The 26,530-nt window shown below is 73.9% G+C and carries 25 protein-coding genes; 8 read left to right on the top strand and 17 right to left on the bottom strand.

From position 1 onward, the window contains the following. Positions 1–145: 145 nt before the first annotated feature. The 8 genes from ACFY1T_RS07890 to ACFY1T_RS07855 all read right to left on the bottom strand — a co-directional run bounded on the left by ACFY1T_RS07890 (position 146) and on the right by ACFY1T_RS07855 (position 10,280). Complete coding sequence (locus ACFY1T_RS07890) at positions 146–1,282, bottom strand: ALF repeat-containing protein (protein ID WP_390787417.1); 1,137 nt, start codon at positions 1,280–1,282, stop codon at positions 146–148. Positions 1,283–1,448: 166 nt separating this feature from the next. Further along, entirely contained in the window at positions 1,449–2,858 is a 1,410-nt protein-coding gene (locus ACFY1T_RS07885; protein ID WP_390787416.1) for a lysine N(6)-hydroxylase/L-ornithine N(5)-oxygenase family protein, read from the bottom strand. Continuing rightward, positions 2,855–4,270, bottom strand: a complete 1,416-nt coding sequence (locus ACFY1T_RS07880) for a pyridoxal phosphate-dependent decarboxylase family protein (protein WP_390787415.1) — start codon at positions 4,268–4,270, stop codon at positions 2,855–2,857. The genes ACFY1T_RS07885 and ACFY1T_RS07880 overlap by 4 nt, the downstream gene beginning before the upstream one ends. A gap of 248 nt (positions 4,271–4,518) precedes the next feature. Beyond that, positions 4,519–7,020 (bottom strand): aminopeptidase N, encoded by a 2,502-nt coding sequence (gene pepN / locus ACFY1T_RS07875; RefSeq protein ID WP_390787414.1) that lies wholly within the window; start codon positions 7,018–7,020, stop codon positions 4,519–4,521. Between the two features lie 58 nt (positions 7,021–7,078). Beyond that, a complete protein-coding gene (locus ACFY1T_RS07870) occupies positions 7,079–7,426 on the bottom strand; it encodes a chorismate mutase (protein WP_384705724.1) in 348 nt (115 codons plus the stop codon). A gap of 67 nt (positions 7,427–7,493) precedes the next feature. After that, complete coding sequence (locus tag ACFY1T_RS07865) at positions 7,494–8,657, bottom strand: sensor histidine kinase (protein ID WP_390787413.1); 1,164 nt, start codon at positions 8,655–8,657, stop codon at positions 7,494–7,496. Beyond that, positions 8,654–9,310, bottom strand: coding sequence for a response regulator (locus tag ACFY1T_RS07860; protein ID WP_390787412.1), 657 nt, complete (start codon positions 9,308–9,310; stop codon positions 8,654–8,656). Before ACFY1T_RS07860 ends, ACFY1T_RS07865 begins: the two co-directional genes overlap by 4 nt. A 196-nt stretch (positions 9,311–9,506) precedes the next feature. Continuing rightward, positions 9,507–10,280, bottom strand: a complete 774-nt coding sequence (locus ACFY1T_RS07855; RefSeq protein WP_390787411.1) for a serine protease — start codon at positions 10,278–10,280, stop codon at positions 9,507–9,509. Positions 10,281–10,423: 143 nt separating this feature from the next. Between ACFY1T_RS07855 and ACFY1T_RS07850 the strand changes: the two genes are divergently transcribed. Next, on the top strand, positions 10,424–11,314 hold the full coding sequence (locus ACFY1T_RS07850) for a hypothetical protein (RefSeq protein ID WP_390787410.1): 891 nt from the start codon (positions 10,424–10,426) through the stop codon (positions 11,312–11,314). A gap of 255 nt (positions 11,315–11,569) precedes the next feature. Here the strand turns inward: ACFY1T_RS07850 and ACFY1T_RS07845 are convergent, their stop codons facing one another. The 3 genes from ACFY1T_RS07845 to ACFY1T_RS07835 are packed head-to-tail and all read right to left on the bottom strand — an operon-like array spanning position 11,570 to position 14,019. Beyond that, on the bottom strand, positions 11,570–12,295 hold the full coding sequence (locus ACFY1T_RS07845) for an NUDIX domain-containing protein (RefSeq protein WP_390787409.1): 726 nt from the start codon (positions 12,293–12,295) through the stop codon (positions 11,570–11,572). A gap of 49 nt (positions 12,296–12,344) precedes the next feature. Further along, positions 12,345–13,253, bottom strand: a complete 909-nt coding sequence (locus ACFY1T_RS07840) for an SDR family oxidoreductase (protein ID WP_390787408.1) — start codon at positions 13,251–13,253, stop codon at positions 12,345–12,347. Between the two features lies 1 nt (position 13,254). Then, positions 13,255–14,019, bottom strand: coding sequence for an SDR family oxidoreductase (locus ACFY1T_RS07835; RefSeq protein ID WP_390787407.1), 765 nt, complete (start codon positions 14,017–14,019; stop codon positions 13,255–13,257). A 56-nt stretch (positions 14,020–14,075) separates the two neighbouring features. Here ACFY1T_RS07835 and ACFY1T_RS07830 point away from each other — a divergent pair, with 56 nt between their 5' ends. The 5 genes from ACFY1T_RS07830 (at position 14,076) to ACFY1T_RS07810 (ending at position 18,528) form a co-directional block, all read left to right on the top strand. Next, the gene (locus ACFY1T_RS07830) at positions 14,076–14,861 is read left to right on the top strand and encodes an enoyl-CoA hydratase family protein (RefSeq protein WP_390787406.1); all 786 of its coding nucleotides are present in this window, start codon (positions 14,076–14,078) and stop codon (positions 14,859–14,861) included. Beyond that, positions 14,858–15,709, top strand: coding sequence for a CoA transferase subunit A (locus ACFY1T_RS07825; protein ID WP_390787405.1), 852 nt, complete (start codon positions 14,858–14,860; stop codon positions 15,707–15,709). Before ACFY1T_RS07830 ends, ACFY1T_RS07825 begins: the two co-directional genes overlap by 4 nt. Positions 15,710–15,789: 80 nt before the next feature. Then, a complete protein-coding gene (locus tag ACFY1T_RS07820; RefSeq protein WP_390787445.1) occupies positions 15,790–16,488 on the top strand; it encodes a CoA-transferase subunit beta in 699 nt (232 codons plus the stop codon). A gap of 4 nt (positions 16,489–16,492) precedes the next feature. Further along, positions 16,493–17,560, top strand: a complete 1,068-nt coding sequence (locus ACFY1T_RS07815) for an NAD(P)H-dependent flavin oxidoreductase (protein WP_390787404.1) — start codon at positions 16,493–16,495, stop codon at positions 17,558–17,560. 29 nt (positions 17,561–17,589) lie between these two features. Continuing rightward, positions 17,590–18,528: a tyrosine-protein phosphatase gene (locus ACFY1T_RS07810; protein WP_390787403.1), complete on the top strand. Its 939-nt coding sequence runs from the start codon at positions 17,590–17,592 to the stop codon at positions 18,526–18,528. Positions 18,529–18,654: 126 nt separating this feature from the next. Here the strand turns inward: ACFY1T_RS07810 and ACFY1T_RS07805 are convergent, their stop codons facing one another. The 5 genes from ACFY1T_RS07805 to ACFY1T_RS07785 form a co-directional block, all read right to left on the bottom strand. Beyond that, positions 18,655–20,310 (bottom strand): DEAD/DEAH box helicase, encoded by a 1,656-nt coding sequence (locus ACFY1T_RS07805; RefSeq protein WP_390787402.1) that lies wholly within the window; start codon positions 20,308–20,310, stop codon positions 18,655–18,657. A gap of 103 nt (positions 20,311–20,413) precedes the next feature. After that, on the bottom strand, positions 20,414–20,617 hold the full coding sequence (locus ACFY1T_RS07800; protein ID WP_008743912.1) for a cold-shock protein: 204 nt from the start codon (positions 20,615–20,617) through the stop codon (positions 20,414–20,416). 214 nt (positions 20,618–20,831) lie between these two features. Continuing rightward, a complete protein-coding gene (locus ACFY1T_RS07795) occupies positions 20,832–21,989 on the bottom strand; it encodes an acetyl-CoA C-acetyltransferase (RefSeq protein WP_390787401.1) in 1,158 nt (385 codons plus the stop codon). A gap of 20 nt (positions 21,990–22,009) precedes the next feature. Then, a complete protein-coding gene (locus ACFY1T_RS07790) occupies positions 22,010–22,645 on the bottom strand; it encodes a TetR/AcrR family transcriptional regulator (RefSeq protein WP_390787400.1) in 636 nt (211 codons plus the stop codon). A 15-nt stretch (positions 22,646–22,660) separates the two neighbouring features. Beyond that, positions 22,661–23,452: an SDR family oxidoreductase gene (locus ACFY1T_RS07785; RefSeq protein WP_390787444.1), complete on the bottom strand. Its 792-nt coding sequence runs from the start codon at positions 23,450–23,452 to the stop codon at positions 22,661–22,663. 79 nt (positions 23,453–23,531) lie between these two features. On the opposite strand from ACFY1T_RS07785, the gene ACFY1T_RS07780 reads away from it, so the two are divergent. Together ACFY1T_RS07780 and ACFY1T_RS07775 are read left to right on the top strand one after the other, a co-directional pair. Continuing rightward, the gene (locus ACFY1T_RS07780; protein WP_390787399.1) at positions 23,532–24,677 is read left to right on the top strand and encodes an acyl-CoA dehydrogenase family protein; all 1,146 of its coding nucleotides are present in this window, start codon (positions 23,532–23,534) and stop codon (positions 24,675–24,677) included. Further along, positions 24,677–25,672: an acyl-CoA dehydrogenase family protein gene (locus ACFY1T_RS07775; RefSeq protein ID WP_390787398.1), complete on the top strand. Its 996-nt coding sequence runs from the start codon at positions 24,677–24,679 to the stop codon at positions 25,670–25,672. The genes ACFY1T_RS07780 and ACFY1T_RS07775 overlap by 1 nt, the downstream gene beginning before the upstream one ends. Before the next feature lie 31 nt (positions 25,673–25,703). Here the strand turns inward: ACFY1T_RS07775 and ACFY1T_RS07770 are convergent, their stop codons facing one another. Then, the gene (locus tag ACFY1T_RS07770; RefSeq protein ID WP_390787397.1) at positions 25,704–26,447 is read right to left on the bottom strand and encodes a class I SAM-dependent methyltransferase; all 744 of its coding nucleotides are present in this window, start codon (positions 26,445–26,447) and stop codon (positions 25,704–25,706) included. Positions 26,448–26,530: the final 83 nt, after the last annotated feature.

Here is a 26,530-nt window from a genome sequence, read left to right as displayed (position 1 = left end):
CCCCGGGGGGGGGGCGGGGGGGGGGGGGCCCCGCCCCCCCCCCCCCGGGGGCCCCCCCCGGGGGGGGGGGGGGGGGGGGGGGGGGGGGGGGGGGGGGCGGGGGGGGGGGGGCGCGCCCCCCCCCGCCCCTGGGGTGCGCGGTCGGTCAGCCTTCGGCGCCGGCGCGGCGCATCCGGGCGGCGAGCAGCAGTCCGGCGCCGGCGACGAGCGCGGTGCCGGCGCCGCCCGCGATCAGGGTCGTGTGGTCGCCCGCGCCCGTGGTGGCGAGGGGGGCGCCGCTCCGGCCCTGTGCGGTGGTGGCGGTGTTGCCGGTGGTCCCGGCGCCGGTGCCGGAACCGTTGCCCTGTTCCCGGCCGTCCTTGCCGTCCTCGCCGGGAGTGGGCTTCTCCTTGTCCTTGGCGGCCTTGTCCTTGGCGGCCTTGTCCTTGGCGCGGGCCTCGTGCTGGCCCGTCTTGAGGAACGCGGCCCGGTCCTCGGCGGTGCCCGCGAGCGCGGCGCGGCCCGCCTTGACGAGTTCCGGACCGCCACCGTCGATGATCTTGGCGATGGTGACGCGGTTGTCCTGGTCGCGCAGCTCGTACTGGGTCACTTCCAGGAAGTGGCGCAGCTCGGCCGGGGTGGGCGATCCGTTCAGGAGCTTGCCGATCGCCTCGCTGAGGATCGGGCCGTCCCAGCCTTCGTCGATGCGGGCCAGCTCGACCCTGTCGTCCGAGGCCTGGGCGAGGAACCGGCCGGTCTTCAGGAACTGCGCGCGGTCGGCGGGGGTGCCCTTCAGCGCCTTCTTGCCGGCTTCCTTCACGGCCGGGCCGCCGGCGCCGATCAGTCGGGAGATCTCGACCTTGTTGTCGTCGTCGCGCAGCTCGTGCTGGGTGACGTCGTAGAAGTGGCGCAGCTTTTCGATGGTGTCGCCGTCGCTGAGGACCTTGTTGATGCCCGCCTTCAGTCCGGGTCCGGCGCCCGGGAGGAGGCGGAGGATCACGACGCGGTAGTCGTCCATGCGGATCTTGTGCTGGTCGACTTCGATGAACTTCCGCATGGCCTGGGGGCCGTCGGCGATGGCCTTGCGGCCGGCTTCCTGCATGTACTCGCTGGCCATCGGGTCGGCGATGATCGCGAGGATGGTCTTGCGGTCCTCTTCGGCCCGGTCGGGCGCGGTGTGGTCGGGCACGGCCTGGTCGGGCGCGGTCGGCGCCGGCTGCTTGCCGGCGGCCGGGGCGTCGGAGCCGGCGGCGAACGCCGGTGACGCCATGAGGACGGCCGGAGCAAGGGCAGCGGTGGTCACCGCTGCGGCGATCCGGGAAAACTTCACAGACAAAACCCCCTGGAAACGTTTCTTCGACAAAAGAGACGTTCGACCCGTGCGCATGGTTGTACCGGCAACGTTCCCGCCCCGAGTGGTGGCCTCGCGGCGTGCGGGGCGGGGTTCGGTCACCGGACGGCGGGCCCGTTCAGGGGTGATCGACCAGCGGGAGCAGCTCGACCGTGGGCACGGGCCGGGTGTGCTCCCGCTGTTCGAGGCCGAAGGTGGTGAAGGCCGTGCGGGCGGGCTGCGGGTAGGGCTCCTTGCCGGTGAGGGTGTTCAGGATGGCGGCGCTGCGCCAGGCGGCGAGACCGAGGTCGGGGGCTCCGACGCCGTGGCTGTGGCGTTCGCCGTTCTGGACGAAGATCGTGCCGCTGACGCCGGGGTCGAGGATCATGCGGTGGCGCTCGTCGATCCGCGGCCGGCCCGAGGAGTCCTTGCGCAGGTACGGGTCGAGGCCCGCGAGGAGGCCGGTGAGCGGGCGCTCGCGGTAGCCGGTGGCGAGGACGACCGCGTCGGTGGTGAGCCGGGAGCGGGTGCCCTGCTGGGCGTGGTCGAGGTGGAGTTCGACCTTGGTGGTGGCGACGCGGCCCGCGGTGCGGACGCTGACTCCCGGGGTCAGGACCGCGTCGGGCCAGCCCCCGCCGAGGGTGCGCCGGTAGAGCTCCTCGTGGATGGCGGCGATGGTGCCGGCGTCGATGCCCTTGTGGAGCTGCCACTGCGCGGGGACGAGCTGGTCGCGTACGGACTCGGGCAGGGCGTGGAAGTAGCGGGTGTAGTCGGGCGTGAAGTGTTCGAGGCCGAGCTTCGAGTACTCCATGGGCGCGAAGGAGGGCGTACGGGCGAGCCAGGTCAGGCGTTCGCGGCCGGCGGGGCGGGAGCGGAGCAGGTCGAGGAAGACCTCGGCTCCGGACTGCCCGGATCCGATGACCGTCACGTGCTCGGCGCCGAGGATGCGCTGCCGGTTGTCGAGGTACTCGGCGGAGTGGATGACGGGGACGGTCGGGGCTTCCGCGAGCGGGCGCAGCGGTTCGGGGACGTACGGGGCGGTGCCGATGCCGAGGGCGAGGTTGTGGGTGTAGGTGCGGCCGAGGGCCTCGGCCTCGCCGTCGGTGTCGAGCTGGGTGTAGTCGACTTCGAAGAGGTCGCGTTCGGGGTTCCAGCGGACGGCGTCGACCTGGTGGCCGAAGTGGAGTCCGGGCAGGCGTCCGGCGACCCAGCGGCAGTAGGCGTCGTACTCGGCGCGCTGGATGTGGAACTGCTCGGAGAAGTAGAACGGGAAGATCCGCTCCTTGTGCCGGAGGTAGTTCAGGAAGGTCCAGGGGCTGGTGGGGTCGGCGAGCGTGACGAGGTCGGCGAGGAAGGGCACTTGGAGGGTGGTGCCGTCGATGAGCAGCCCGGGGTGCCAGCGGAAGTCGTGGCGCTGGTCGTAGAAGGCGGTGGCGAGTTCGCCGGCGCCTTGGCGGGGAAGGCCGTGGGCGAGGGCGGCGAGGGACAGGTTGAAGGGGCCGATGCCGATTCCGACGAGGTCGTGGGGTGCATCGAGCTGGGCGGTCATCGGTGGCTGCTGCCTTCCAGGAGGGTGACGAGGGTGTCCAGGTCCCGCGCGGTGGTGTGGGGGTTGAGCAGGGTGGCTTTGAGCCAGAGGCGGCCGTCGGCGGTGGCGCGGCCGAGTACGGCGCGGCCGCCGAGGAGGAGGGTGCGGCGCAGGGCGGCGAGATCGGTGTCGTCGGTGTGGGTGGGGCGGAAGAGGACGGTGCTGATGGTGGGGGGTGCGTGGAGTTCGAAGCGGGGGTGCGCGTCGAGGAGGCGGGCGAGGTGGTGGGCGAGTTCGCAGGTGCGGTCGATGAGGTGGGCGAGGCCGTCGCGGCCCAGTGAGCGGAAGGTGGCGGCGATCTTGAGGGCGTCGGGGCGGCGGGTGGTGCGCAGGGAGCGGCCGAGGAGGTCGGGGAGGCCGGCTTCGGTGTCGTCGGCGGCGTTGAGGTAGTCGGCCCGGTGGGCGAGGGGGGCCAGCAGGGCGGTGTCGGGGACGGCGAGGAGGCCCGCGGCGACGGGCTGCCAGCCGAGTTTGTGCAGGTCGATGGTGAGCGAGTGGGCGCGGGCCAGGGCTGCGACGCGGGGGCGGTGGCGCGGGCTGAGGGCGAGGAGGCCGCCGTACGCGGCGTCGACGTGGAGGTCGGCCCCGTACTGACCGCACAGGTCGGCGATGGCTTCGAGCGGGTCGATGAGGCCGGCGTCGGTGGTGCCGGCGGTGGCGGTGACGAGGACGGGCCCGCGGGCGGCGGCCAGGGCTTCGTTCAGGCGGGCCGGGTCGAGGGTGCCGGCGGGGGTGGGCAGGGAGGTGGCGGGGGGCAGGCCGAGGAGCCAGGCGGCGCGGGGGACGGAGTGGTGGGCGTTGGCTCCGTGGAGGACGGTCAGGCCCGGTCCGTGGCGTTCGCGGGCGAGGAGCAGGGCGAGCTGGTTGGACTCGGTGCCGCCGGTGGTGACGAGGGCGTCGGGGTGGGGGGTGTCGTAGAACTCGGCGGCGAGGGCGCGGGTGAGGAGGGCTTCGATCGCGGAGGCGGCGGGGGCCTGGTCCCAGGAGTCGAGGGAGGGGTTCAGGGCGGAGGCGGCGAGGTCGGCGGCGGCCGCGACGGCGAGGGGCGGCCCGTGGAGGTGGGCGGCGCACAGGGGGTCGGCGGGGTCGGCGGCGCCCGCGGCGAGGACGTGCACGAGGGTCCGCAGCGCCTCGTGGTCGCCGTGGCCGCGTGCGGGGAGTACGTCGCCCAGCGCGGCGGCGACGCGGGTCCCGAGGGCGTCGGGGCCGCCGGCCGGGATCGGCCCGCCGCGTTCCTCGGCTCCGCTGCGCAGGGCTTCGAGGACGGTGTCGAGGAGGGGTCGCAGGGCTTCGGCGCCGGGGCGCCCGCCGGCGAGCGGGTGCGCGGGGGGCGGTGCGGGCTGCGGGGGCGGGGTGCCGGGCGGGGCGGTCATGCGGTGTCCTCACGGGAACGGGTCTGCGGCAGGGGCCGGCCCTGTCGTGGGGTGCCTGGCAGGGGCGCTGCTGCGGTGACAGCTTGGTGGCCCGACCTGTACAACGATCAGACCCGAATGGGGTAACCGCCGGGATTTGTCCGCTCGTGGTTTCCGTCCGGCGGCCGGGGCCCCCGGGAACGCGGCCGGCCGCCGCTCCCGCCGGTGAGGGCGGGGGCGGCGGCCGGGGAAGCACCGCGGGACAGGCGTCAGGCGGAGCGGACGCGCAGGGCGCGGGCCAGGTCGTCGAGCTGGTCGACGAGCTTGCGGCGCAGGGCCGGGACGATGGCGGGGTCGTCGATGCCGGCGCGCCCGGCCCGGAGGTTGTCCTCGTCGACGGCGTGGCCCGGGAAGGCGTAGCGGCCCGCGGCCTCGGCGATCGCGGGGCCGCGGCGGGCGCCCAGCTCGACGGCTTCGGTGTAGAAGCGCGGCACGTACTCCCGTACGAGCTCGGCCTGTTCGGGCTGCCAGAAGCCCTGGGCGGTGGCGCTGAAGAGGTAGTTGGAGAGGGAGTCGTCGCGGAAGAGGCGCTCCCAGGCGGCGGCCTTGGCCTCGGCGGTGGGGAGGGCGGCGCGGCAGCGGGCGGCGCCTTCCTCGCCGGTGGCGCTGGGGTCGGCGGCGAGCGCCGCGTCGATCTCGCCCTCCCCGACGGCGCCGAGGACGGACAGCCGGGCGAGGATGCGCCAGCGCAGCTCGGGGTCGAGTTCGGGACCGCCGGGCACGGTGTCGTCCTCGAGCCAGGCCGCGAGGGTGTCGGGCTGGGTGGCGGCGTCGATGAGGGCGCGTACGGCGGCGAGCCGCAGCCCGGGGTCGGAGCCGTCCTCGGTGCGCCGCAGAAGGGCGCGGGCGATGGAGGTGAGGGTGGCGAGGGCCTCGGTGCGCTCTTCGGGGGCGAGGTAGCGGTCGGCGATGTGGAGGCGGGCGAAGGCGAGGACGCCCTGGACGATGGCCAGGTCGGCTTCGGCGGGCAGGTGCGCTTCGGCGGTGGCCAGGTAGGCGGCGGGTTCGAGTTCGCCGTCGCGGACCATGTCGCGCAGGGAGTTCCATACGACGGCCCGGGTGAGGGGGCCGGGGACGGCGGACAGCTCGCGCAGGGCGGTCTCGACGGAGGTCTCGTCGAGGCGGACCTTGGCGTAGCCGAAGTCTCCGTCGTTGAGGAGGAGGAGGGCCGGGCGGGGGCCGCTGACGGAGACGATCTCGTCGGAGGGGACGTCGAGGGTGAGGGGTTCGCGGGGGACGAGGGTGTCGTCGGGGTCGCGGTCGTAGAGGCCGACGCCGATGTGGTGGGGGCGGGTGCCCTGGCGGTCGACGGTGAGGGTCCAGCCGCCGTGGTCCTCCTCGATGCGCGGGGTGAGGGTGTCGATGCCGGTGGTGCGCAGCCAGACGTCGGCCCAGGCGTGGACGTCGCGGTCGGTGTGCGCGGCGAGGGAGTCGACGAAGTCGGCCAGGGAGGCGTTGGCGAACTTGTGGCGGGTGAAGTGGGTGTTGATGCCGGCGAGGAAGTCCTTCTCGCCGAGCCAGGCCACGAGTTGGCGCAGGGCGGAGGCGCCCTTGGCGTAGGAGATGCCGTCGAAGTTGAGGAGGGCGCTGGCGGTGTCGGGCACGGCGTCGGGGTCGGGGGCGACGGGGTGGGTGGTGGGCCGCTGGTCCGCGTCGTAGCCCCAGGACTTGCGGGTGACGCCGAACTCGGTCCAGGTGCCGGTGAAGCGGGTGGCTTCGGTGAGGGTCTGGTAGCCCATGTACTCGGCGAAGGACTCGTTCAGCCAGATGTCGTCCCACCAGCGCAGGGTGACGAGGTCGCCGAACCACATGTGGGCCATCTCGTGGGCGATGACCATGGCCCGGGTCTGGCGTTCGGTGTCGGTGACGGCGGAGCGGAAGACGAACTCGTCGCGGAAGGTGACCAGGCCCGGGTTCTCCATGGCGCCGGCGTTGAACTCGGGGACGAAGGCCTGGTCGTAGGAGTCGAAGGGGTAGGGCTCGGAGAACTTCTCGTGGTAGCGGTCGTAGCAGTCGGTGGTGATGGAGAGGATTTCCTCGGCGTCGGCGTCGAGGTGGGGGGCGAGGGACCGGCGGCAGTGGATGCCGAAGGGCAGTCCGGCGTGCTCGGTGCGGATGCTGTGCCAGGGGCCGGCGGCCACGGCGGCGAGGTAGGTGGAGATGACGGGGGTGGGGGCGGACTTCCAGATGCCGGCTCCGTCGCCGTCGCGGTCGCCGACGCGCTCGGTGATGCCGTTGGCGAGGACGGTCCAGTGGGCGGGGGCGGTCACGGTGAATTCGAAGACGGCCTTGAGGTCGGGCTGGTCGAAGGCCGGGAAGACGCGCTGGATGTCGTCCATGAACATCTGGGTGTAGACGTACGCCTCGCCGTCCGCGGGGTCGGTGAAGCGGTGCAGGCCTTCGCCGGTGCGGGAGTAGCGCATGCGGGTGGCGATGCGCAGCTCGTGGGGGCCTTCGCCGAGGCCGGTGAGGGCGAGGCGGTCGTCGGCGAGGTCGGCGGGGTCGAGGGGGGAGCCGTCGAGTTCTGCGGAGTGCAGTTCGTCCGGTTTCAGCTCCACGAAGGTGTCCGCGGCCGTGCGTGCCGTGAACCGGATGACGGTCGTGGATTCGAAGGTGTCCTCGCCGCCGGTGAGGTCGAGGGTGACGGCGTAGTGCTGGACGTCGATGAGCCGGGCTCGGAGCTGCGCTTCGTTGCGCGTCAGTGCGGACATGGGGCCCATGCTGCCCGAAGGGCGGGCCCCGGTCGTCGGCTCCCCGCCTGCTCGCGGCCTACTCTTCGCCCGCGGCGATGGTCTCGTGGTGGCGGATGACCTCGGCGATGATGAAGTTGAGGAGCTTCTCGGCGAACGCGGGGTCGAGTTTGGCGTTCTCGGCGAGCTGGCGGAGCCGGGCGATCTGGTTGGCCTCGCGGGTGGGGTCGGCCGGGGGCAGCTGGTGCTTGGCCTTGAGGTGGCCGACCTGCTGGGTGCACTTGAAGCGCTCGGCGAGCATGTGGACCACGGCCGCGTCGATGTTGTCGATGCTGTCGCGCAGGCGGGCCAGTTCGGCGGCGACGGACTCGTCGACGGCGCCGGGGGTGGCGGTGGCGGCGGCTTCGTCGGGGGCGCTGTTGTTCATGGTTCCCGAGAATACGTGGCGGGCGCGCGTGCTTCCTCGACGAGCCGGTCCGTGAGACGGACACCCCCTAGAACGGCAGGACGGCGGTGACCTGCCAGCCTCCCTCCGGGGAGGGGCCGGCCGTGAGGGAGCCGCCCAGGGCCTCGGCGCGCTCCGCCATGCCGACGAGGCCGTAGCCGCCGCCCCGGGCGGTCTCGGAGAGGCGGGCCGGGCGGCCTCCGTCGTCGGCGATGCGGACCTCCAGCCCGGCGGGGACGGTCCGCAGGCCGACGCGGACGGCGGTGGCGGTCGCGGCGTGCTTGGCGGTGTTGGTGAGGGCTTCCAGGACGATGCGGTGGGCGGTGGCGGCGACGTCTCCGGGGAGCCGGTCCCCCAGGCCTTCCTCCACGTACAGGGCGACGGGCGGGCCGGTGGCGGAGAACCGGTCCGTGAGGGTGCGGATGTCGGCGAGGCCGGCGACGGGGGCGGTGCCGGGGCGGCCGCCGCCGGGCGGGTGCTCCCCGCTCTCGCGGAGGATCTTGACGAGGCGGCGCATGGAGCCGAGGGCCTCGTCCCCGGCGCTCTCGATGCGGCCGAAGATCTCGGCGGCCCGTTCGGCCGAGACCCGCGTGAAGCGGGCGGCGCGGGCCTCCACCACGATGCCGGTGACGTGGTGGGCGACGAGGTCGTGGAGCTCACGGGCGAGCTCCAGGCGTTCTACGGTGCGTACGGCGTCCAGGTCGCGCACGCGCTGGACGGACTGGAGGCGCAGCAGCAGCGAGTACGCGCCGACGACGACGGTCAGGACGGAGAAGAGCAGGGTGAACCGGCCGGGGTCGGTGTCGCGGACGGGCACGGCCATGCAGCCGAGGCCGAGGAGCGGGCCGAGGACGGCGGCGGTGCGCGCGGGGGCGCGGAGCAGGACCTGGCTGAGCAGGACGAGGAGGGCGATGGCCTCGCCGCCGCCCCAGACGACGAGGGGGTGGTTGCCGAAGATCAGCAGGAGGGTGACGGTCCAGGTGACGGCGGCGGCGAACCAGGCGCGGGCGAGGAGGGGGACGGCGGGCCAGGGTGCCGCGCTGAGGCACACGAGGATGCCGGAGATCCACACGGCGGCGTGCGGGAGGCTGGGCTGGCGGGCGAGGACGACTCCCTCGAAGGTGACGAGGGCGAGCAGGACCAGGGAGAGGGTGAGCCGGACCGCGTCGGCGGCGTGCGGGTGGCGCCGGGCCCAGGAGGCGAGGGGGCTCACGCCGGGGGCGTGGCCAGGCCGGATTCCCAGGCCCAGGCGGCGACTTCCACGCGGTTGCGGACGTCGAGTTTGGTCTGGACGTTGGCCAGGTGGGTTTTGACCGTGGACAGGGAGACGAACAGCTCCGCGGCGATCTCGGCGTTCGTCCGGCCGCGGGCCACGCACCGTACGACGTCCTGTTCGCGCTCCGTCAGGGGCTCGGAGGGGCGCCGGGCGGCGTGGGCGGCGGTGGCCCGGGGGGCCATTTCGCGCAGCAGCCGCACGGTGATGGCGGGCGAGACGAGGGAATCCCCGACGGCTGCCGCGCGGACCGCCTCAACCAGCATCGCGGGGCTGGCGTCTTTCAGGAGGAAGCCCGATGCTCCTCCGTGGAGCGCGGCGTGGACGTACTCGTCGAGGTCGAAGGTGGTGACGATCACGATGCGCGGACCGTCCCGGCCGGCGAGTCGGCGGGTGACTTCGAGGCCGTCGAGCTTCGGCATGCGGATGTCGAGGAGGAGGACGTCCGGCCGGTGTGCGGCGACCGCCGCGAGCGCGGCCTCGCCGTCGGGGGCGTCGGCGACGACCTCGATGTCCGGCTGGCTCTCGAGGATCATCCGGAAGCCGGTCCTGACCATCTCCTGGTCGTCGGCGATGACCACTCTGATCGCCATGCGCTGCCTGCCCCACTGTCGCCCGCTGCCTGTGCCCCTCCATGGGACCGGCGGGTGCGCCGGCCCGCAACCGGGCGGGGCCGGGCCGGCGGGCTGCCGGCCCCGTGCCACCGCGGCCGACCTTACGGACGTACGGCGGCCGGCGCCTCGTCCTTCCGGCCTGGACCGACTCGGCCGGAAGGACGAAGCGCGGGGCTCAGAGGGTCGCGGCCGCGTTCTTGATGGCCGTGGCGAAGGTGGAGACCTCGGTGTAGACGCCGGGGAAGTTGGGCCGGGCGCAGCCCTCGCCCCAGCTGACTATGCCGACCTGGATCCAGGCGTTGTTGTTGTCGCGGCGGAACATCGGGCCGCCGGAGTCGCCCTGGCAGGTGTCGACGCCGCCCTGCGGCAGGCCGGCGCAGATCTCCTCGCCGGGGACGAGGTCGCTGCCGTACGCGCTCTGACAGCTCGCGTCGGAGACGAACGGCACGGTGGCCTTCATCAGGTACCGCTGCTGGCCGCCGCCCTCGCGGGTGGCGCCCCAGCCGGCGACGGTGAAGGTGCCGTTGTCGAAGGCCTTGGTGTCGGCGATCTTGAGGGTGGGCAGGTTGATCGGCTTGGCGAGCTTGATGAGGGCCCAGTCCTTGCCCTTGCCGTTGTAGCCGGGGGCCTGGAGGACCTTGGTGGACTTGACCTTGACGGCGCTGGAGCTGTTGAGGTCGACGACTCCGGCGGTCGCGGTGATGGAGGTGTTGTTGCCGGAGCCGCTCACGCAGTGGGCGGCGGTGAGGACGATCTGCTGGGTGTAGAGGGCGCCGCCGCAGCCCATGGAGAGGCGGACCATGAAGGGGAACTCGCCCTGGGCGGCGCGGGTGCCGCCGACGACGGGGGCCTGGGAGGCGTTGGCCGCGCCGGGCTGGAGGCTGACGGCGGCGAGCGCCACCGCGCCGACGGCGAGGCTGCGCTTGAGGAGTGCGGCAAGGGTGGACATGGTCGACACACTGCCTTTCGTGGGGGGTTGGGCCGTGCGCGTCATCGGGTGAATGACACGTACATGTCACACCCGCCGCTCACCGGACATCAAGAACGCGTTTTCGGACAACCTGACCGGCGGTGCCCGGTGCGGGGGCCGGCATGAAGCGCAACGGTCGCCGCACCAGCCCCGTCGAGCACGGGTTCCCGCACCTCGACACCGTCCGCGCCTCGATCACCGCCCTGTTCCGGCGGCTCTCGTACGAGGGGATCCGGACGTACGGCACGAGCTTCTCCCCCGCCGACGCCGCCTTCCCGGCCGAAGAGGACCTCCACCTCGGCGCACACCGGGTGGCCTCCGCGATCGTGCGCGCGCTGCGCCTGCCCGACGCCCGGATGGTGGTCTGCTTCCGGACGATGGAGCAGGCCGCCACCGTCGAACTGGCCTCGGGGCCCGAGTACTTCATCGAGGCCAACGACCGCTTCCGCACCCACCGCCGCGATCTGGCGGCCGCCCTCGCGCACGAGGTCACGCACGTCCTGCTGCACCGCCTGGACCTGAGCTTCCCGGCCACCGCCGACAACGAGATCCTCACCGACACCGCCGCCGCCTACCTCGGGACGGGCTGGCTGCTCCTCGACGCCTACCGCGAGGACGAGCTGACCCACCAGAAGCTCGGCTACCTCACCCCCGAGGAGTTCGGCTACGTCCTCGCCCGGCGCGCCCTGCTGCTCGGCGAGGACCTGTCCGCCTGGTTCACCAGCCCGCAGGCGTACGAGGCGTACGTGCGCGGCCGCGCGCTCGCCGAACGGGAGCTGCGCCGGGCCCCCCTGGCGGCCGCGGACCGGGGCGAGCGGCGCCGCTACGCCCGGGACCGGCGGGCGGGAGCCGCCGCGCCGGGGGCTCCGTACCGGTTCGAGCCGGACCCGGCGGGGAATGCGCGGGTGAGCTTCCCGTGCCCGGTGTGCGGGCAGCGGCTGCGGCTGCCCGTGCGCGGGCCGGTGCGCGCCCGGTGCGGACTGTGCCGCACGGTGCTGGACTGCGACACCTGACCGGGGGCCGGGGCGGGGCCGGGCGGAGGTCGGGCCAGGGGCCGGGCGGGGGCCGGGGCGGGGCCGGGCGGAGGCGGCGCGAACGAGAGACAAGTTGTCCGGCTGAGAGCGGTTCAAAGCGCGGTCGGCGTGGGTAGTCCTATCCCATCGCACGAGAGAAGGATCCGGCCCCGACCCCCCCGCCAGGGGGCCGGGGCCGTTCCCGTGTCGGGGCGCTCACGGCGAAGGGGCGGGGCCCGGTCGGGGCCGGCCCGGTCACCAGTCGCAGGGCGCCGTCAAGTCCTCCACGGAGTCGGCCAGTTCGGCGGGCCGGACGGGCCAGCCGGTCCGGTGCCAGTGGGCGATGCGCCAGGCCAGGCGGCGCGGCCACACCGGGGTCCGCGGCAGGTCCGCGACGGGGACCCAGACCGGGACGCCCCCGTAGGTGTCGAGGGTTTCGGGCGGGCCGAGTGCGCCTTCGGCGTCGAGCGTGAAGTAGTGCTCGCGGCGGCCGGCCTTCCAGATCCGGGCGACCTCGGCGACGACCGCGCCGGCCAGGCCGGACTCCTCGCGCAACTCCCGTACGGCGGCTGCCCGCGGGCTCTCGCCGGCCTCGACGCCGCCGCCGGGGATCTCGTAGTACGCCTCGTCGGTGAAGTGGATCAGCAGGATCCGCCCGTCGCGGATGACGATCGCGCCGGCGCGGACCCGTACGGGCTCGCGGGCCGCGGGGTCCTCGAACGCCACGCACGGGGGCGGGGCGCCCCGGGCCCAGCCGCGCAGCACCGCCTCGGCGGAGCCGACGGGACGGATCCGGGCGTGCAGGGCCTCGGCGAGCGGCAGGGCGGTGGCGCCGGCCGCCGCACCCGCCACCGCGTCCGCCGCGTCCACCGCATCCGCCCCGGGGAGCACGTAGTAGACGCCCTCCGCGTCCCGGCAGCGCGTCAGATGCAGCCCGTCCGCCTCGATCCGCACGCGAACGGCGCGGGGGTCACTGTCCACCGCCGCAGCGTACGCGCGCCCCCGAGCCCGCGAACACCCCCGCGACCGGCTACTCCGCCCCGTAGACCGGGTGCGGGGGCTCGGATTCCGCGAGGAGCTTCGTCGCCGCCTCCCCCGCCTCCGTCGGGGTCCAGCGGGCTCCGCGGTCCGCCGTCGGGCCCGGGCGCCAGCCCTCCATCACCGTGATCCGTCCCCCCTCCGCCTCGAAGACCCTGCCCGTGACCCCCGCCGAGGCGTCCGAGCCCAGCCACACCACCAGCGGGGAGACGTTCTCCGGCGCCATCGCGTCGAAGGCGCCCTGCCCCGGACGCGCCATGCTCTCCGCGAACGTCTGCTCCGTCATCCGGGTGCGCGCGGCCGGGGCGATCGCGTTGACCTGGACCCCGTACCGGCCCATCTCCGCCGCCGCGACCAGCGTCATGCCGAGGATGCCGGCCTTCGCCGCGCTGTAGTTGCCCTGACCGACCGAGCCCAGCAGGCCCGCCCCCGACGAGGTGTTGACCACCCGCGCCGCCACCGTCCGGCCGGCCTTCGCCTCCGCCCGCCAGTGCGCCGCCGCGTACTTCAGCGGCAGGAAGTGCCCCTTCAGGTGCACCCGCATCACCGCGTCCCAGTCCGCCTCCTCCAGGTTCACCAGCATCCGGTCCCGCAGGAACCCGGCGTTGTTGACCAGCGTGTCCAGCCGGCCGAACGCCGACAGCGCGGCCCCGACCAGGGAGGACGCGCCTTCCGGGGAGGCGATGTCCTTGCCGTGCGCCACGGCCTGGCCGCCGTGCGCCCGGATCTCCGCGACCACCTGGCCGGCCGGGCTGTCCTCCCCCGGCTGCCCGTCCAGGCCCACTCCGAGGTCGTTGACCACGACCTTGGCCCCCTCGGCCGCGAACGCCAGCGCGTGGGCCCTGCCCAGCCCGCGCCCCGCGCCCGTCACGATGACCACTCGACCCTCGGCAAGTCCCATCTCAGCTCTCCTTGTTGACCGTTGCCGCATCCAGAAATGCCGGGCGCTCCCCGCCCCCGTGCACGAGCAGGCTCGCCCCGCTCACATACCCCGCACGGCCCGATGCGAGAAACACCGCCGCCGCCCCGACGTCCGAAGGCTCCGCCAGCCTGCCCAGCGGAACCGTCGCGCCCACGGCCGCGATCCCCGCCTCGTCCCCGTAGTGCAGATGCGAGAGCTCGGTCCGCACCATGCCCAGGACCAGCGAGTTCACCCGTACCTCGGGGGCCCACTCGACGGCCATGGACCGGGCCAGGTTCTCCAGTCCCGCCTTCGCCGCCCCGTACGCCGCCGTTCCCGGCGATGGCCGGGTCCCGCTGACGCTGCCGACCATCACCACCGAGCCGCGCGTCTCGCGCAGGCGCGGGTACGCCGCCAGCGAGGCCGTCAGCGGCGCGAGCAGGTTCAGCTCGACGACCCGCGCGTGCCGCTGCGCCTCGCCCTCCCCCAGCAGCCGGTACGGGGTCCCGCCCGCGTTGTTGACCAGGCAGTCGAGCTGCCCGTACCGGCGCCCGACCGACCCGAAGAACTCCTCGACGGCGGCCGGATCGCGCAGGTCCAGCGCGGCGAACGAGGCCGTACGGCCGCCCGCCGCGACCGGCTCCCGCGGTGGGCGGCGGGCGCACACCACGACCTCCGCGCCCGCTTCGAGGAACGACCGGGCGATGCCGGCGCCGACGCCGCGGGTTCCGCCGGTGACGACGACAACCCTCCCGTCGAGCTCCATAGGCTGCTACCTTCCTCACCTAACAAATGTTTGGTGGAAAGGTAGCTGATCCTGTCATGGGTGTCTCCACCTCAAGCCCCGACAAGGGCGTCGTACTGGTCACGGTCGACTTCCCGCCCGTCAACGCCCTTCCCGTACGGGGCTGGTACGAGCTCGCCGACGCCCTGCGCGCCGCCGGACGCGACCCCGGGACCCGGTGCGTCGTCCTGGCCGCCGAGGGCCGCGGCTTCAACGCCGGCGTCGACATCAAGGAGATGCAGCGCGACACCGGCCACGGCGCCCTCATCGGCGCCAACCGCGGCTGCTACGAGGCCTTCGCCGCCGTGTACGAGTGCGAGGTGCCCGTCGTCGCGGCCGTGCACGGGTTCTGCCTGGGCGGCGGCATCGGCCTCGTCGGCAACGCGGACGCGATCGTGGCCGGCGAGGACGCGACCTTCGGGCTCCCCGAGCTCGACCGGGGCGCACTGGGGGCCGCCACCCACCTGGCCCGGCTCGTCCCGCAGCACCTGATGCGGACCCTCTACTACACCTCCCGCACGGCGACCGCCGCCGAACTGCACGCGCACGGCTCGGTGTGGAAGGTGGTGCCGCCCGCGGAGCTGAGGGACGCGGCCCTGGAGCTGGCCGCCGAGATCGCGCGCAAGGACGGCCACCTGATCCGGCTGGCCAAGGCGGCCATCAACGGGATCGACCCCGTCGACGTGCGGCGCAGCTACCGCTTCGAGCAGGGGTTCACCTTCGAGGCCAATCTCAGCGGGGTCGCGGACCGGGTCCGCGACACGTTCGGAGGGTCCGCGGAAGGCTCCGCGGCGGGAGCGACCGCGGGAAAGGAGCGCTCATGACCGACAAGACGATGACCCCCGAAGAGGTGGTCGGGCGGCTGCGCAGCGGGATGACCGTCGGCATCGGCGGCTGGGGGTCGCGGCGCAAGCCCATGGCCCTGGTGCGGGCACTGCTCCGTTCCGAGATCACCGATCTCACCGTGGTCGCGTACGGCGGCCCCGACGTCGGCGTCCTCGCGGCCGCCGGCCGGATCCGCCGGCTGATCGCCCCCTTCGCCACCCTCGACTCGATCCCGCTGGAGCCGCACTTCCGGGCCGCCCGCGAGAGCGGCTCGCTCGCCCTCACCGAGTACGACGAGGCCATGTTCATGTGGGGCCTGCACGCCGCCGCCAACCGGCTCCCCTTCCTCCCCGTCCGCGCCGGCCTCGGCTCCGACGTGATGCGGGTCAATCCCGAGCTGCGGACGGTCACCTCCCCCTACGCCGACGGCGAGGAGTTCGTCGCCGTCCCCGCCCTGCGCCTGGACGCCGCCCTCGTCCACCTGAACCGGGCCGACCGCCTCGGCAACGCCCAGTACCTGGGCCCGGACCCGTACTTCGACGACCTGTTCTGCGAGGCCGCCGACGCCGCGTACGTCTCCTGCGAGCAGCTCGTGGAGACCGCCGAGCTCGCCAAGGCCGGGCCCCCGCAGTCCCTGCTGGTCAGCCGGCACTCCGTGACGGGCGTCGTGGAGACCCCGAACGGCGCGCACTTCACCTCCTGCGCCCCCGACTACGGGCGCGACGAGGCCTTCCAGAAGCTGTACGCGGCCACCCCCTGGCCGGAGTTCTCCGCCCGCTTCCTCTCCGGCGGCAGCGAGCACGCCTACCAGTCGGCCGTCCGGACCTGGCACGAGGAGCAGCGGTGAGCGCATCGAGCACAGAGGGCACGGCGGACACGGCGGGCACGGCCGGCACGGCCACGGGCGTCTCCCGGGCGGAGTACTGCGTGATCGCCTGCGCGGAGGCCTGGCGGGACAACGGGGAGGTGCTCGCCAGCCCGATGGGCCTGATCCCGTCCTTCGGGGCCCGACTGGCGAAGCGGACCTTCTCCCCCGACCTCCTGCTGACCGACGGCGAAGCCCTGCTCGTGGGGCTGGACGGGGAGACGGAGGGCTGGCTCCCGTACCGGCGCCACCTCACGATGGTCACCGGCGGGCGGCGGCACGTGATGATGGGCGCCAGCCAGATCGACCGGTTCGGCAACCAGAACATCTCCTGCATCGGCGACTGGGCCCGGCCGGCCCGCCAGCTCCTCGGGGTGCGCGGAGCGCCCGTCAACACGCTGAACAATCCGGTCAGTTACTGGATCCCCAGGCATTCACCGCGGGTGTTCGTCGAGCGGGTCGACATGGTGAGCGGGGTGGGGTACGACCGGGCCGGGGCGGCGGGGGTGACCCGTTTCCACCGGCTCCCCCGGGTGGTCAGCGATCTCGGCGTCTTCGATTTCACCGGCCAGGACCACTCGATGCGCCTGGCCCGCGTCCATCCCGGCGTCACCGTCGAACAGGTCCGGGCGGCCACCGGGTTCGCGCTCGCGGTCACCGGCGAGGTCCCGTACACGCGGGAGCCGACCGCCGAGGAGCTGCGGCTGATCCGCGAGGTGATCGACCCGAAGGGGCTGCGCGACCGGGAAGTGCGGGCCTGAGGCGATGGAGACGGCATTCACGAAGCTGGTCGGGGTCGAGCATCCGATCGTGCAGACGGGCATGGGCTGGGTCGCGGGCCCGCGCCTGGTCTCGGGGGCGGCCAACGCGGGCGCGCTCGGCATCCTGGCCTCGGCCACGATGACCGTGGACGAGCTGCGCGCGGCGGTCCGCGAGGTCAGGTCCCGTACGGACGCCCCGTTCGGGGTGAACCTGCGCGCGGACGCGGGGGACGCCGCCGAGCGGGTCCGGCTGATCATCGACGAGGGCGTACGGGTGGCCTCGTTCGCGCTCGCCCCCTCGAAGGAGCTGATCGCCCGGCTCAAGGACGCGGGCGTGGTGGTGATCCCCTCGATCGGGGCGCGCCGGCACGCCGAGAAGGTCGCGGCCTGGGGCGCCGACGCGGTGATCGTGCAGGGCGGCGAGGGCGGCGGGCACACCGGGGACGTGGCCACGACGGTGCTGCTGCCCCAGGTGGTCGACGCGGTGGACATCCCGGTGGTCGCGGCGGGCGGCTTCCACGACGGCCGCGGCCTGGTGGCCGCCCTGTCGTACGGGGCCGCGGGCATCGCCATGGGCACCCGCTTCCTGCTGACCTCGGACTCCACCGTCCCCGACGCGGTCAAGGCCCGCTACCTGGCCGCCGGGGTCAAGGACGTCACCGTCACGACGGCCGTGGACGGGCTGCCGCACCGGATGCTGCGGACCGAGCTCGTCGCCTCCCTGGAGCGGGCGGGCCGTGCGCGGGCGCTGGCGCGGGCGGTCCGGCACGCGGCCGCCTTCCGCAGGCTCTCGGGGCTGTCCTGGCCGCGGATGGTGCGCGACGGCCTGGCGATGAAGCACGGCAAGGAGCTGTCCTGGAGCCAGGTCCTGCTCGCCGCGAACACCCCCATGCTCCTCAAGGCGTCCATGGTCGAGGGCCGTACGGACCTCGGAGTCATGGCATCGGGCCAGGTCGCGGGGGTGATCGACGACATCCCGTCCTGTGCGGAGCTCGTCGCCCGCGTCATGGCCGAGGCACACGGTGTGCTCGCACACCTGCAGTCGCTCGACGCCCTGCCACCACCAGGGTGACCCTCCTTCTCCGTTGCAGGAGCAGCCAGATGAGCCGTGCCCGAATCCGCCTGGCGATCGCGGTGCTCGCGTCCGCCCTCGCCATCGGGACCCTGCCCGCCGCCGCACACGCCGCGCCGGCGCACAGCACCATCGCCCCCGCCACCACCGCCGGCCGCTACCACCAGCAGGCGGAAACGATTCGCCAGATCCCCCTCCAGGGCGCGGTCAACGTCCGCGACCTGGGCGGCTACCGGACCTGGACCGGCGGCCAGGTCCGCCAGGGCCTGGTCTACCGCTCCGACGCGCTCGGCAAGCTCACCCCGGCGGACGTCACCGCCCTCTCCGGTCTCGGACTGAGGAAGGTCGTCGACTTCCGCATCCCCATGGAGCTCCAGTACGACGGCGCCGACCGGCTGCCCGCCGGGCTCACCGCCACCTCCCGCCCCGTCAGCGACCTCGGCCTCTACGGGACCCTCCTCGGCGCGATATCCAGCGGCGATCCCGCCACGCAGGAGCAGATGCTCGGCGGCGGCCGCGCCGAGGCCTACATGCGCGACATCTACCGCACCTTCGTGACCGGCCCCGAGAACCGGGCGCAGTTCGCGACGACGCTGCGGGAGATCGCGGACGGCGGCCAGGGCCCGCTCCTGTACCACTGCACCTCGGGCAAGGACCGGACCGGCTGGATGAGTTACGTCCTGCTGCGCGCCCTGGCGGTCCCCGAGTCCACGGCCGCCGGCGACTACCTCGCGTCGAACACCTTCCGGGCCGCGTACGACGCCCAGGTGCGGGCGGGTCTGAAGCAGTCAGGGCGGATGCAGAACCCGGATCTGCTGATCCCGCTCCAGGAGGTCCGCCAGGACTACCTGGACGCGGCCACCGCGCAGATGGCCGCGGACTACGGCGACTTCTACGGCTACCTCACGGACGGCCTCGGCCTGGACCTGCGGACGCTCGCGAAGCTCCAGACGAAACTGGTCCGCTAGGGGGTGTCCAGGGGGTGTCTTCGCCGGCGCCGGCCGCCCGGAGGGCGCCCGGACAGCAGTACGCCGGGCAGCGCACTTCGCGCTGCCCGGCGTACGGGACTGCTCGTCGGTCCGCGGGGGACCGCCTCAGGAGCTGGTGCGACCCGCCGCGGGGCGCCCGCCGCCGGAGCGGCGCCGCGCGCCGCCCTGGCCGCCGCCGGCACCCTGACCGCGGGAACCGCCCTGGCCGCCCTGGCCGCGCGCACCGCTCTGGCCGCCGCCGCCCTGGCCCGCGGCGGAGCGGGCCCGACGCGGACGGCCCTCGCCGCCACCGGCCGGCGCGGCGCCGCCCTGAGCGGCGGAGGGGCCGCCGGAACGACGGCGCGGGTTCGCGGAACGGCCGCCGCCACCGCCCTGGCCGCCGGAGCGCCGGCCGGCGGGGGCCGGCTGCTGCGGCACCTCCAGCACCACGGGGATGCCCGAGGGCTCCTTGGCGCCGGTGAGCCGGGACAGCTCCTCGTCGGAGGACTTGATCTGCGCGGTGCGCGGGGAGATCCCGGCGTCCGACATCAGCCGGGACATGTCCCGCTTCTGGTCGGGCAGGACCAGGGTGACCACGCTGCCGGACTCGCCGGCGCGCGCGGTACGGCCGCCGCGGTGCAGGTAGTCCTTGTGGTCGGTCGGCGGGTCGATGTTGACGACCAGGTCGAGGTCGTCGATGTGGATGCCGCGCGCGGCCACGTTGGTGGCGATCAGCGCGGTGACCTCGCCGGTCTTGAACCAGTCCAGGGTGCGGTTGCGCTGCGGCTGCGAACGGCCGCCGTGCAGGCCGGAGGCGCGGACGCCGTCCGCCTGGAGCTTCTTGACCAGGCGGTCGACACCGCGCTTGGTGTCCACGAACATGATCACCCGGCCGTCGCGAGCGGCTATGCGCGTCGCCACGGCCTTCTTGTCGGTCTCGTCCATGACGTACAGGACGTGGTGCTCCATCGTGCTGACCGCGCCGGCGGACGGGTCGACGGAGAAGGCGACCGGGTCGTGCAGGAACATCTTGACGAGCTTGTCGATGTTCTTGTCGAGCGTCGCCGAGAACAGCATGGTCTGGCCCTCGGGCTGGACCTGCTTGAGCAGCGCGGTGACCTGCGGCATGAAGCCCATGTCGGTCATCTGGTCGGCCTCGTCGAGGACGGTGATCGCGACCTGGGAGAGGTCGGCGTCGCCGCGGTCGATGAGGTCCTTCAGACGGCCGGGGGTGGCGACGAGCACCTCGGCGCCGCGGCGCAGGGCGCCGGACTGCCGGTTGATCGACATGCCTCCGACGACGGTCGTGGTGCGCAGGTTGACGGCCGTGGCGTACGGGGCCAGGGCGTCGGTCACCTGCTGCGCGAGCTCACGGGTCGGTACGAGGACCAGCGCGAGCGGCTGCTTCGGCTGGGCGCGGCGGCCGGCGGTACGGGCCAGCAGCGCCAGGCCGAAGGCCAGCGTCTTGCCGGAGCCGGTGCGGCCGCGGCCGAGCAGGTCACGGCCGGCGAGCGAGTTCGGCAGCGTCGCGGCCTGGATCGGGAACGGCTCGGTGACGCCCTGGGCGGCGAGGGTCTTCAGCAGCGCCTCGGGCATGCCCATGTCCTCGAACGCGGTGACCGGGGCGAGCGCCGGGGTCAGCGGTTCGGGCATGGTGAATTCTTGGGGCCTGGCGACGGGGGCGGACTTCTGCCGTCCCGCGCCAGCCTTCGGACGTCCCTGGGCCGCACCTCGACCCCGGGTGGGGCGGCGGCTGGGTCGTGCGGAGCTGGAGCTGGTCATGCGAGAAAGCCCTCCTGAAACCGGCAAGGTAAAGCAAAGGTGCGAAACAGCAGACAAGCCGGGGCCCGCACCTTGCGGTGCGGACCCCGGCAAGCTGAAGCAATTAGGCGGGGAGGATGTTCTCCGCCTGGGGGCCCTTCTGGCCCTGGGTCACGTCGAACGAGACGCGCTGACCCTCGGTGAGCTCACGGAAGCCCTGGGTGGCGATGTTCGAGTAGTGGGCGAAGACGTCCGGGCCGCCACCGTCCTGCTCGATGAAGCCGAAGCCCTTTTCCGAGTTGAACCACTTCACGGTGCCAAGTGCCATTTTAAATCTCCTGAATAGGCGGCAAAGGGCCCCATCCGGAGAGTCCGGCAAAACAATAAAAGCGCCTGAGGAACATTCCCGTCAGGCGCACATAAAGTTCATGGGTACCACAACTGCAACGCTCACCAAACTAGCACACCTCCGCGCCGGCACCCAGCCCCGCCTGCTCGCCGGCGGGGAAGATCCGGGGGCGGGACCCCCGGATCCCTTGCGGCTACAGCCTCTCGATGATCGTGACGTTGGCCTGGCCGCCGCCCTCGCACATGGTCTGGAGGCCGAATCGGCCGCCCGTGCGCTCCAGTTCGTGGAGCAGGGTGGTCATCAGTTTCACCCCCGTGGCACCCAGCGGATGGCCCAACGCGATGGCCCCTCCGTTGACGTTCACCCGTTCGGGGTCGGCGCCCGTCTCCTTCAGCCAGGCCAGGACCACCGGGGCGAAGGCCTCGTTGATCTCCACCAGGTCGATGTCGTCCAGCGACATGCCCGTCTTCTTCAGGGCGTGCGCGGTGGCCGGGATCGGGGCCGAGAGCATCCGGATCGGGTCCTCTCCCCGTACGGACAGGTGGTGGATGCGGGCCCGCGGGCGCAGCCCGTGCTCCGCCACCGCCCGCTCGGAGGCGATCAGCAGGGCCGCGGCCCCGTCGGAGACCTGCGAGGAGACGGCCGCGGTGATCGTGCCGCCCTCGACCACGGGCTTCAGGCCCGCCATCTTCTCCAGGGTGGTGTCCCGGCGCGGGCCCTCGTCGACGCGTACGTCCCCGTACGCCACCGTCTCGCGCGCGAAGCGTCCCTCGCCGAGGGCCCGGATCGCCCTCCGGTGCGAGCGGAGCGCGAATTCCTCCATGTCGCGGCGCGAGATCCCCCACTTGCGCGCGATGAGCTGCGCGCCGTGGAACTGGTTCACCGGCGCGTCCCCGTACCGGGCCCGCCAGCCCTCGCTGCCCGCGTACGGGCCCTGCGTGAGGCCGAGCGGCTCCGCCGCCTGCCGCGAGGCGAAGGCGATCGGGATCATCGACATGTTCTGGGTCCCGCCCGCGACGACCAGGTCCTGCGTCCCGGAGAGCACCCCCTGCGCCGCGAAGTGGACGGCCTGCTGCGAGGAGCCGCACTGGCGGTCGACCGTGACCCCCGGCACCTCCTCCGGCAGCCCCGCCGCCAGCCAGGCCGTGCGCGCGATGTCCCCCGCCTGCGGGCCCACCGTGTCCAGGCAGCCGAAGACCACGTCCTCGACGGCGGCCGGGTCCACCCCGGACCGCTCGACCAGCGCCTTCAGGACGTGCGCGCCCAGGTCGGCCGGGTGGACGCCCGACAGGCCCCCTCCGCGCCGGCCCACGGGGGTGCGTACGGCATCGACTATGTAGGCCTCGGGCATGGCGGGTGCTCCTTCGGGGGTCAGCTGCGTACGGCGATCCCGTCCAACACCATCGACAGGTACTGGCGGGCGATCTCCTCGGGGCTGTGCTGTCCTCCCGGCCGGTACCAGGACGCAGCCACCCACACCGTGTCGCGCACGAAGCGGTAGGTGAGGCGGATGTCGAGGTCGGCCCGGAAGACCTTGGCGGCGACCCCGCGCTCCAGCGTCCCCAGCCAGGCCTTCTCGAACTTCTGCTGAGAGTCGGAGAGGTAGTGGAAGCGGGGCTGCGCGGACAGGTGCCGGGATTCCTTCTGGTAGATCGCGACGGCGGCGCGGTGCCGGTCGATCTCCCGGAAGGACTCGGTGACGAGCGCCTCGATGGTCTCCCGGGGGCCGAGGCCGGCGGCGAGGACGGTGTCGTAGCCCTGCCACAGCTCGGTCAGGAAGGCCGAGAGGATCTCGTCGAGCATCGATTCCTTGGAATCGAAGTGGTAGTAGAGGCTGCCGGCGAGCATGCCGGCGGCGTCGGCGATCTTGCGGACGGTGGTGGCGTTGTACCCCTGCGCGGCGAAGACCTCGGCGGCGGTGTCGAGGAGCTCGCGACGGCGCTCGGGCGAAGCGCTCACCTGGGGCCTCTTGGCGGGCGGTGTGACTTTCGGCTTGTTCGTTGGCACGGGCCCATTCTGGGGCTACGGGTGCTGGCTGCTGACCGAGACGGTCTCGCCCGTCATGTACGACGAGTAGCCGCTGGCCAGGAAGACGATGACGTTGGCGACCTCCCACGGCTCGGCGTACCGGCCGAAGGCCTCGCGCGCCGTCAGCTCGGTCAGCAGCTCCTCGCTGGTGACCTTCACCAGGTGCGGGTGCATGGCCAGGCTCGGGGCGACCGCGTTGACCCGTACGCCGAACCCGGCCGCCTCCAGCGCGGCGCAGCGGGTCAGCGCCATCACCCCGGCCTTGGCGGCGGCGTAGTGGGCCTGGCCGGTCTGGGCGCGCCAGCCGACGACGGAGGCGTTGTTGACGACGACCCCGCCCCGGCCGGACGCCTTGAAGGAGCGCAGGGCGGCGCGGGTGCAGCGGAAGGTGCCGTTCAGGGTGACGTCGAGGACCTTGCCCCACTGTTCGTCGCTCATGTCGACGAGGGCGGCGGTGCCGCCGAGGCCGGCGTTGTTGACGACGACGTCCAGGCCGCCGTGGGTCTGCTCGGCGAGCGTGAACAGGGCCTCGACCTGGTCCTCGTCGGTGACGTCGCAGGGCAGTGAGGTGACGCGGCCGGCGCCGAACTCGGCGGCGAGGGCCTGTTCGGTCTCCTTCAGGCGGCGGGCGTGCGCGTCGCCGATGAGGATGCGGGCGCCCTCCTCCAGGAAGCGGCGGGCGGTGGCCCCGCCGATCCCGGCTCCGGCGGCGGCGGTGATGACGGCCGTACGGCCTTGGAGCAGCCCGTGACCCGGCACGTAGTCGGGGGCGTTGGGGGTGTTCATGCTCATGGCCGTACGTTAACCTACCAAACACTTGTTAGGGAAGTGTCGAGCGGGCCCGTGCGACGGAGGCGGACATCTGATGGACCTGACCCATGCACCGGAGGTGGCCGCCTTCCGGGCCGAGGCCCGCGCCTGGCTCGCCGCACACGTCCCGGACTCCCCCCTCCCCTCCCTGGAGACCGCGGAGGGCTTCGCCGCGCACCGCGCGTGGGAGGCCCGGCTGCACGCGGACCGCTGGTCGGCGGTGTCCTGGCCCGCCGAGTACGGGGGCCGGGGCGTGGACATCGAGCGGTGGCTGGTCTTCGAGGAGGAGTACTGGGCGGCGGGCGCGCCCGGCCGGGTCTCGCAGAACGGCATCAGCCTCCTCGCGCCGACCCTCTTCGACCACGGCAGCCCCGAGCAGCGGGCGCGGGTGCTGCCGCCGATGGCGAGCGGCGAGGTGGTCTGGGCGCAGGCCTGGTCGGAGCCGGAGTCGGGCTCCGACCTGGCCTCGCTGCGCTCGCGGGCGGTGCGCACCGGGGGCGGCTGGCTGCTGTCCGGGCAGAAGACCTGGTCCTCGCGGGCGGCCTTCGCGGACCGGGCCTTCGGCATCTTCCGGACGGATCCGCAGGCTCCGAAACCGCACCAGGGGCTGACGTACCTGATGTTCGACCTGCGGGCGCCGGGGGTGACGGTGCGGCCCATCGGCCGGCTCGACGGGAAGCCCGCCTTCGCGGAGCTGTTCCTGGACGAGGTCTTCGTACCGGACGCGGACGTGATCGGGGAGCCGGGCCAGGGCTGGCGGATCGCCATGTCGACGACGGGCAACGAGCGCGGGCTGACGCTGCGCTCGCCGGGCCGGTTCCTGGCGGCGGCGGACCGGCTGCGCGCGCTGTGGCGGGCCGAGGGGGATCCGGCGGACACCGCGGTGCGGGACAAGGTGGCGGACGCGGTGGTCGGGGCGCGCGCGTACGAGCTGTTCACCTGGGCCGCGGCCTCGCGGTTCGCGGCGGGAGAGCGGATCGGCGCCGAGTCCAGCCTGAACAAGGTGTTCTGGTCGGAGTACGACATCGCCCTGCACGAGACGGCGCTGGACCTGCTGGGCCCGGACGCGGAGCTGGCGGACGGCGCGTGGGCGGAGCCCTGGGTCTTCTCGCTGGCCGGGCCGATCTACGCGGGCACGAACGAGATCCAGCGCGACATCATCGCCGAGCGGCTGCTCGGCCTCCCGAAGGGCCGCCGCTGATGCGCTTCCTGCCGACCGGCGAACAGTCGGACTTCGCCCGTGCGCTGCACGGCCTGCTCGGCGCCTCGGAGGTCCCGGCGGCCGTACGGGCCTGGGGCGCGGGGGACCACGGGCCGGGGCGGGCGCTGTGGTCGCGGCTCGCGGGGACGGGGCTGTTCGCGCTCGCGGCGGACGAGGCCCATGACGGGGCGGGACTGCTGCCGGTGGAGCTGGCGCTCGGCTTCGTGGAGCTGGGGCGGGCGGGGGTGCCGGGACCGGTGGTGGAGACGGCCGCGGCGGCCGTGCTGCTGTCGGAGCTGGCGCGGCTCGGGGAGGAGGGGCCGGCGAAGCGTTTCCTGCCGGGTCTGGTCGCGGGCGAGGCCCTGGCCACGCTGACCCTGCCGGGCGGCGGTCCGTACGCCCTCGACGCGGACGCGGCGGCGTACTGCTTCACCGTCTCGGCGGCGGGCGGGCTGCGGCTCGCGGGGGCCGGGGAGGGCGGGCCGCTGCGGTCCACGGACCCGGCGCGGCGGCTGTCCCGGCCCGCGCCGGACGGGGAGCCGCTGGCGGCCGGCCCCCGGGTCCTCGCGGCGGCGGGGACGGCCCTGGGCTGGGCGCGGCTGCTGACGGCGGCGCAGTGCCTGGGGGTGGGCGAGGCACTGCTGGCGAGCACGGTGCGGTACGCGAAGCAGCGCACGCAGTTCGGGACGCCGATCGGCGGCTTCCAGGCGGTGAAGCACCGGCTGGCGGACACGCTGCTGGCCCTGGAGTTCGCCCGGCCGCTGGTGTGGGCGGCGGCGCTGGGCCTGACGCCGTGGGAGGTCGCGGCGGCGAAGCTGGCGGCGGGCGAGGCGGCGTACGCGGCGGCCATGACGGCGCTGCAGCTCCACGGGGCCGTCGGCTACACGGAGGAGCTCGACCTCTCCCTGTGGCTGCGCAAGGCGCGGCCGCTGCGCGATGCGTGGGGCTCGCCGTCGGCGTGCCGGGCGGCGGTGCTCGGGGAGCGCGAGGGGTAGCGGTGGGCGGGGGCTGGGGCGGGGGCGGGGCTCATACGAGGGCCACGCCGAGGGTGACGACGTAGCGCTCCTCGACCGTCCCGTCCGGGAACAGGGCGGTCAGCCGGGCCCGTTCCGCGTCGACGAACTCCTGCGTGCCGGCCGGCCCGAGCATCAGGAAGGCGGAGTGGCTGGCGAGGTTGGCGAGGTGGACCTCGAGCGGGATCCGGCGCGCCCAGCGGACCTCGCGCGTGGTGAACGCCGGCCCGGGCGGCAGGGCGCGACGGGTGGCGGGCTCGTCGGCTTCGAAGAGGGTCCGGATCCGCTCGTCCTGCTCGGCGATCCAGGGGACGGCGCAGTCCGTGTCGTTCCACCAGAGCGCGAGCGCGCCGCCGGGTCGCAGCACGCGGCGGGCCTCGGGGAGCGAGCGGGCGGGGTCGGTCCAGTGCCAGGCCTGGGCGTACGTGAGGAAGTCGAACCCGGCGGTGACGAGCGGCAGCCGGTCGCCGTCCCCGCGCACGAGCGGGATCCCCGGGTGCGCCCGCCGGAACTCGGCGGCCATGCCGTCGCCGGGCTCGACGGCGACGACCTCCGCCCCGCGGGCGCGCAGCAGCCCGGTGGCGATCCCGGTCCCGGCCCCCACGTCGGCCACCCTGGCGCCGCGCAGCCCCCGCCCGGCGAGCGTTTCGAGGGCGTCGAACAGCTCTCCGGGATACCCGGGCCGGCTGGCCGAGTACTGCGCGGCGGCGGCGTCGAAGGACCGGGCACGGATGCGGGGCGCGGGCGCGGAAGTCATACCGTCATTGTTTTCGATCACGGCCGGTCCGGGCGACCCGCTCCGGCGTACGGCGCGGCGCCCGGCCCGCCGCCCGGTTCCGC

This window comes from Streptomyces sp. NPDC001194 (assembly GCF_042896985.1).
GTDB lineage: Bacteria > Actinomycetota > Actinomycetes > Streptomycetales > Streptomycetaceae > Streptomyces.
The sequence above is the reverse complement of the archived record's forward strand: the minus strand, read 5'-3'. Positions and strand labels throughout refer to the sequence as shown.

Excerpts from the sequence above, each read along its gene's own strand:
- ACFY1T_RS07885 (WP_390787416.1), bottom strand. The coding sequence starts at position 2,858 with ATGACCGCCCAGCTCGATGCACCCCACGACCTCGTCGGAATCGGCATC.
- ACFY1T_RS07880 (WP_390787415.1), bottom strand. The coding sequence starts at position 4,270 with ATGACCGCCCCGCCCGGCACCCCGCCCCCGCAGCCCGCACCGCCCCCC.
- pepN (WP_390787414.1), bottom strand. The coding sequence starts at position 7,020 with ATGTCCGCACTGACGCGCAACGAAGCGCAGCTCCGAGCCCGGCTCATC.
- ACFY1T_RS07870 (WP_384705724.1), bottom strand. The coding sequence starts at position 7,426 with ATGAACAACAGCGCCCCCGACGAAGCCGCCGCCACCGCCACCCCCGGC.
- ACFY1T_RS07860 (WP_390787412.1), bottom strand. The coding sequence starts at position 9,310 with ATGGCGATCAGAGTGGTCATCGCCGACGACCAGGAGATGGTCAGGACC.
- ACFY1T_RS07855 (WP_390787411.1), bottom strand. The coding sequence starts at position 10,280 with ATGTCCACCCTTGCCGCACTCCTCAAGCGCAGCCTCGCCGTCGGCGCG.
- ACFY1T_RS07850 (WP_390787410.1), top strand. The coding sequence starts at position 10,424 with ATGAAGCGCAACGGTCGCCGCACCAGCCCCGTCGAGCACGGGTTCCCG.
- ACFY1T_RS07840 (WP_390787408.1), bottom strand. The coding sequence starts at position 13,253 with ATGGGACTTGCCGAGGGTCGAGTGGTCATCGTGACGGGCGCGGGGCGC.
- ACFY1T_RS07835 (WP_390787407.1), bottom strand. The coding sequence starts at position 14,019 with ATGGAGCTCGACGGGAGGGTTGTCGTCGTCACCGGCGGAACCCGCGGC.
- ACFY1T_RS07830 (WP_390787406.1), top strand. The coding sequence starts at position 14,076 with ATGGGTGTCTCCACCTCAAGCCCCGACAAGGGCGTCGTACTGGTCACG.
- ACFY1T_RS07825 (WP_390787405.1), top strand. The coding sequence starts at position 14,858 with ATGACCGACAAGACGATGACCCCCGAAGAGGTGGTCGGGCGGCTGCGC.
- ACFY1T_RS07815 (WP_390787404.1), top strand. The coding sequence starts at position 16,493 with ATGGAGACGGCATTCACGAAGCTGGTCGGGGTCGAGCATCCGATCGTG.
- ACFY1T_RS07810 (WP_390787403.1), top strand. The coding sequence starts at position 17,590 with ATGAGCCGTGCCCGAATCCGCCTGGCGATCGCGGTGCTCGCGTCCGCC.
- ACFY1T_RS07805 (WP_390787402.1), bottom strand. The coding sequence starts at position 20,310 with ATGACCAGCTCCAGCTCCGCACGACCCAGCCGCCGCCCCACCCGGGGT.
- ACFY1T_RS07800 (WP_008743912.1), bottom strand. The coding sequence starts at position 20,617 with ATGGCACTTGGCACCGTGAAGTGGTTCAACTCGGAAAAGGGCTTCGGC.
- ACFY1T_RS07795 (WP_390787401.1), bottom strand. The coding sequence starts at position 21,989 with ATGCCCGAGGCCTACATAGTCGATGCCGTACGCACCCCCGTGGGCCGG.
- ACFY1T_RS07785 (WP_390787444.1), bottom strand. The coding sequence starts at position 23,452 with ATGAACACCCCCAACGCCCCCGACTACGTGCCGGGTCACGGGCTGCTC.
- ACFY1T_RS07780 (WP_390787399.1), top strand. The coding sequence starts at position 23,532 with ATGGACCTGACCCATGCACCGGAGGTGGCCGCCTTCCGGGCCGAGGCC.
- ACFY1T_RS07775 (WP_390787398.1), top strand. The coding sequence starts at position 24,677 with ATGCGCTTCCTGCCGACCGGCGAACAGTCGGACTTCGCCCGTGCGCTG.
- ACFY1T_RS07770 (WP_390787397.1), bottom strand. The coding sequence starts at position 26,447 with ATGACTTCCGCGCCCGCGCCCCGCATCCGTGCCCGGTCCTTCGACGCC.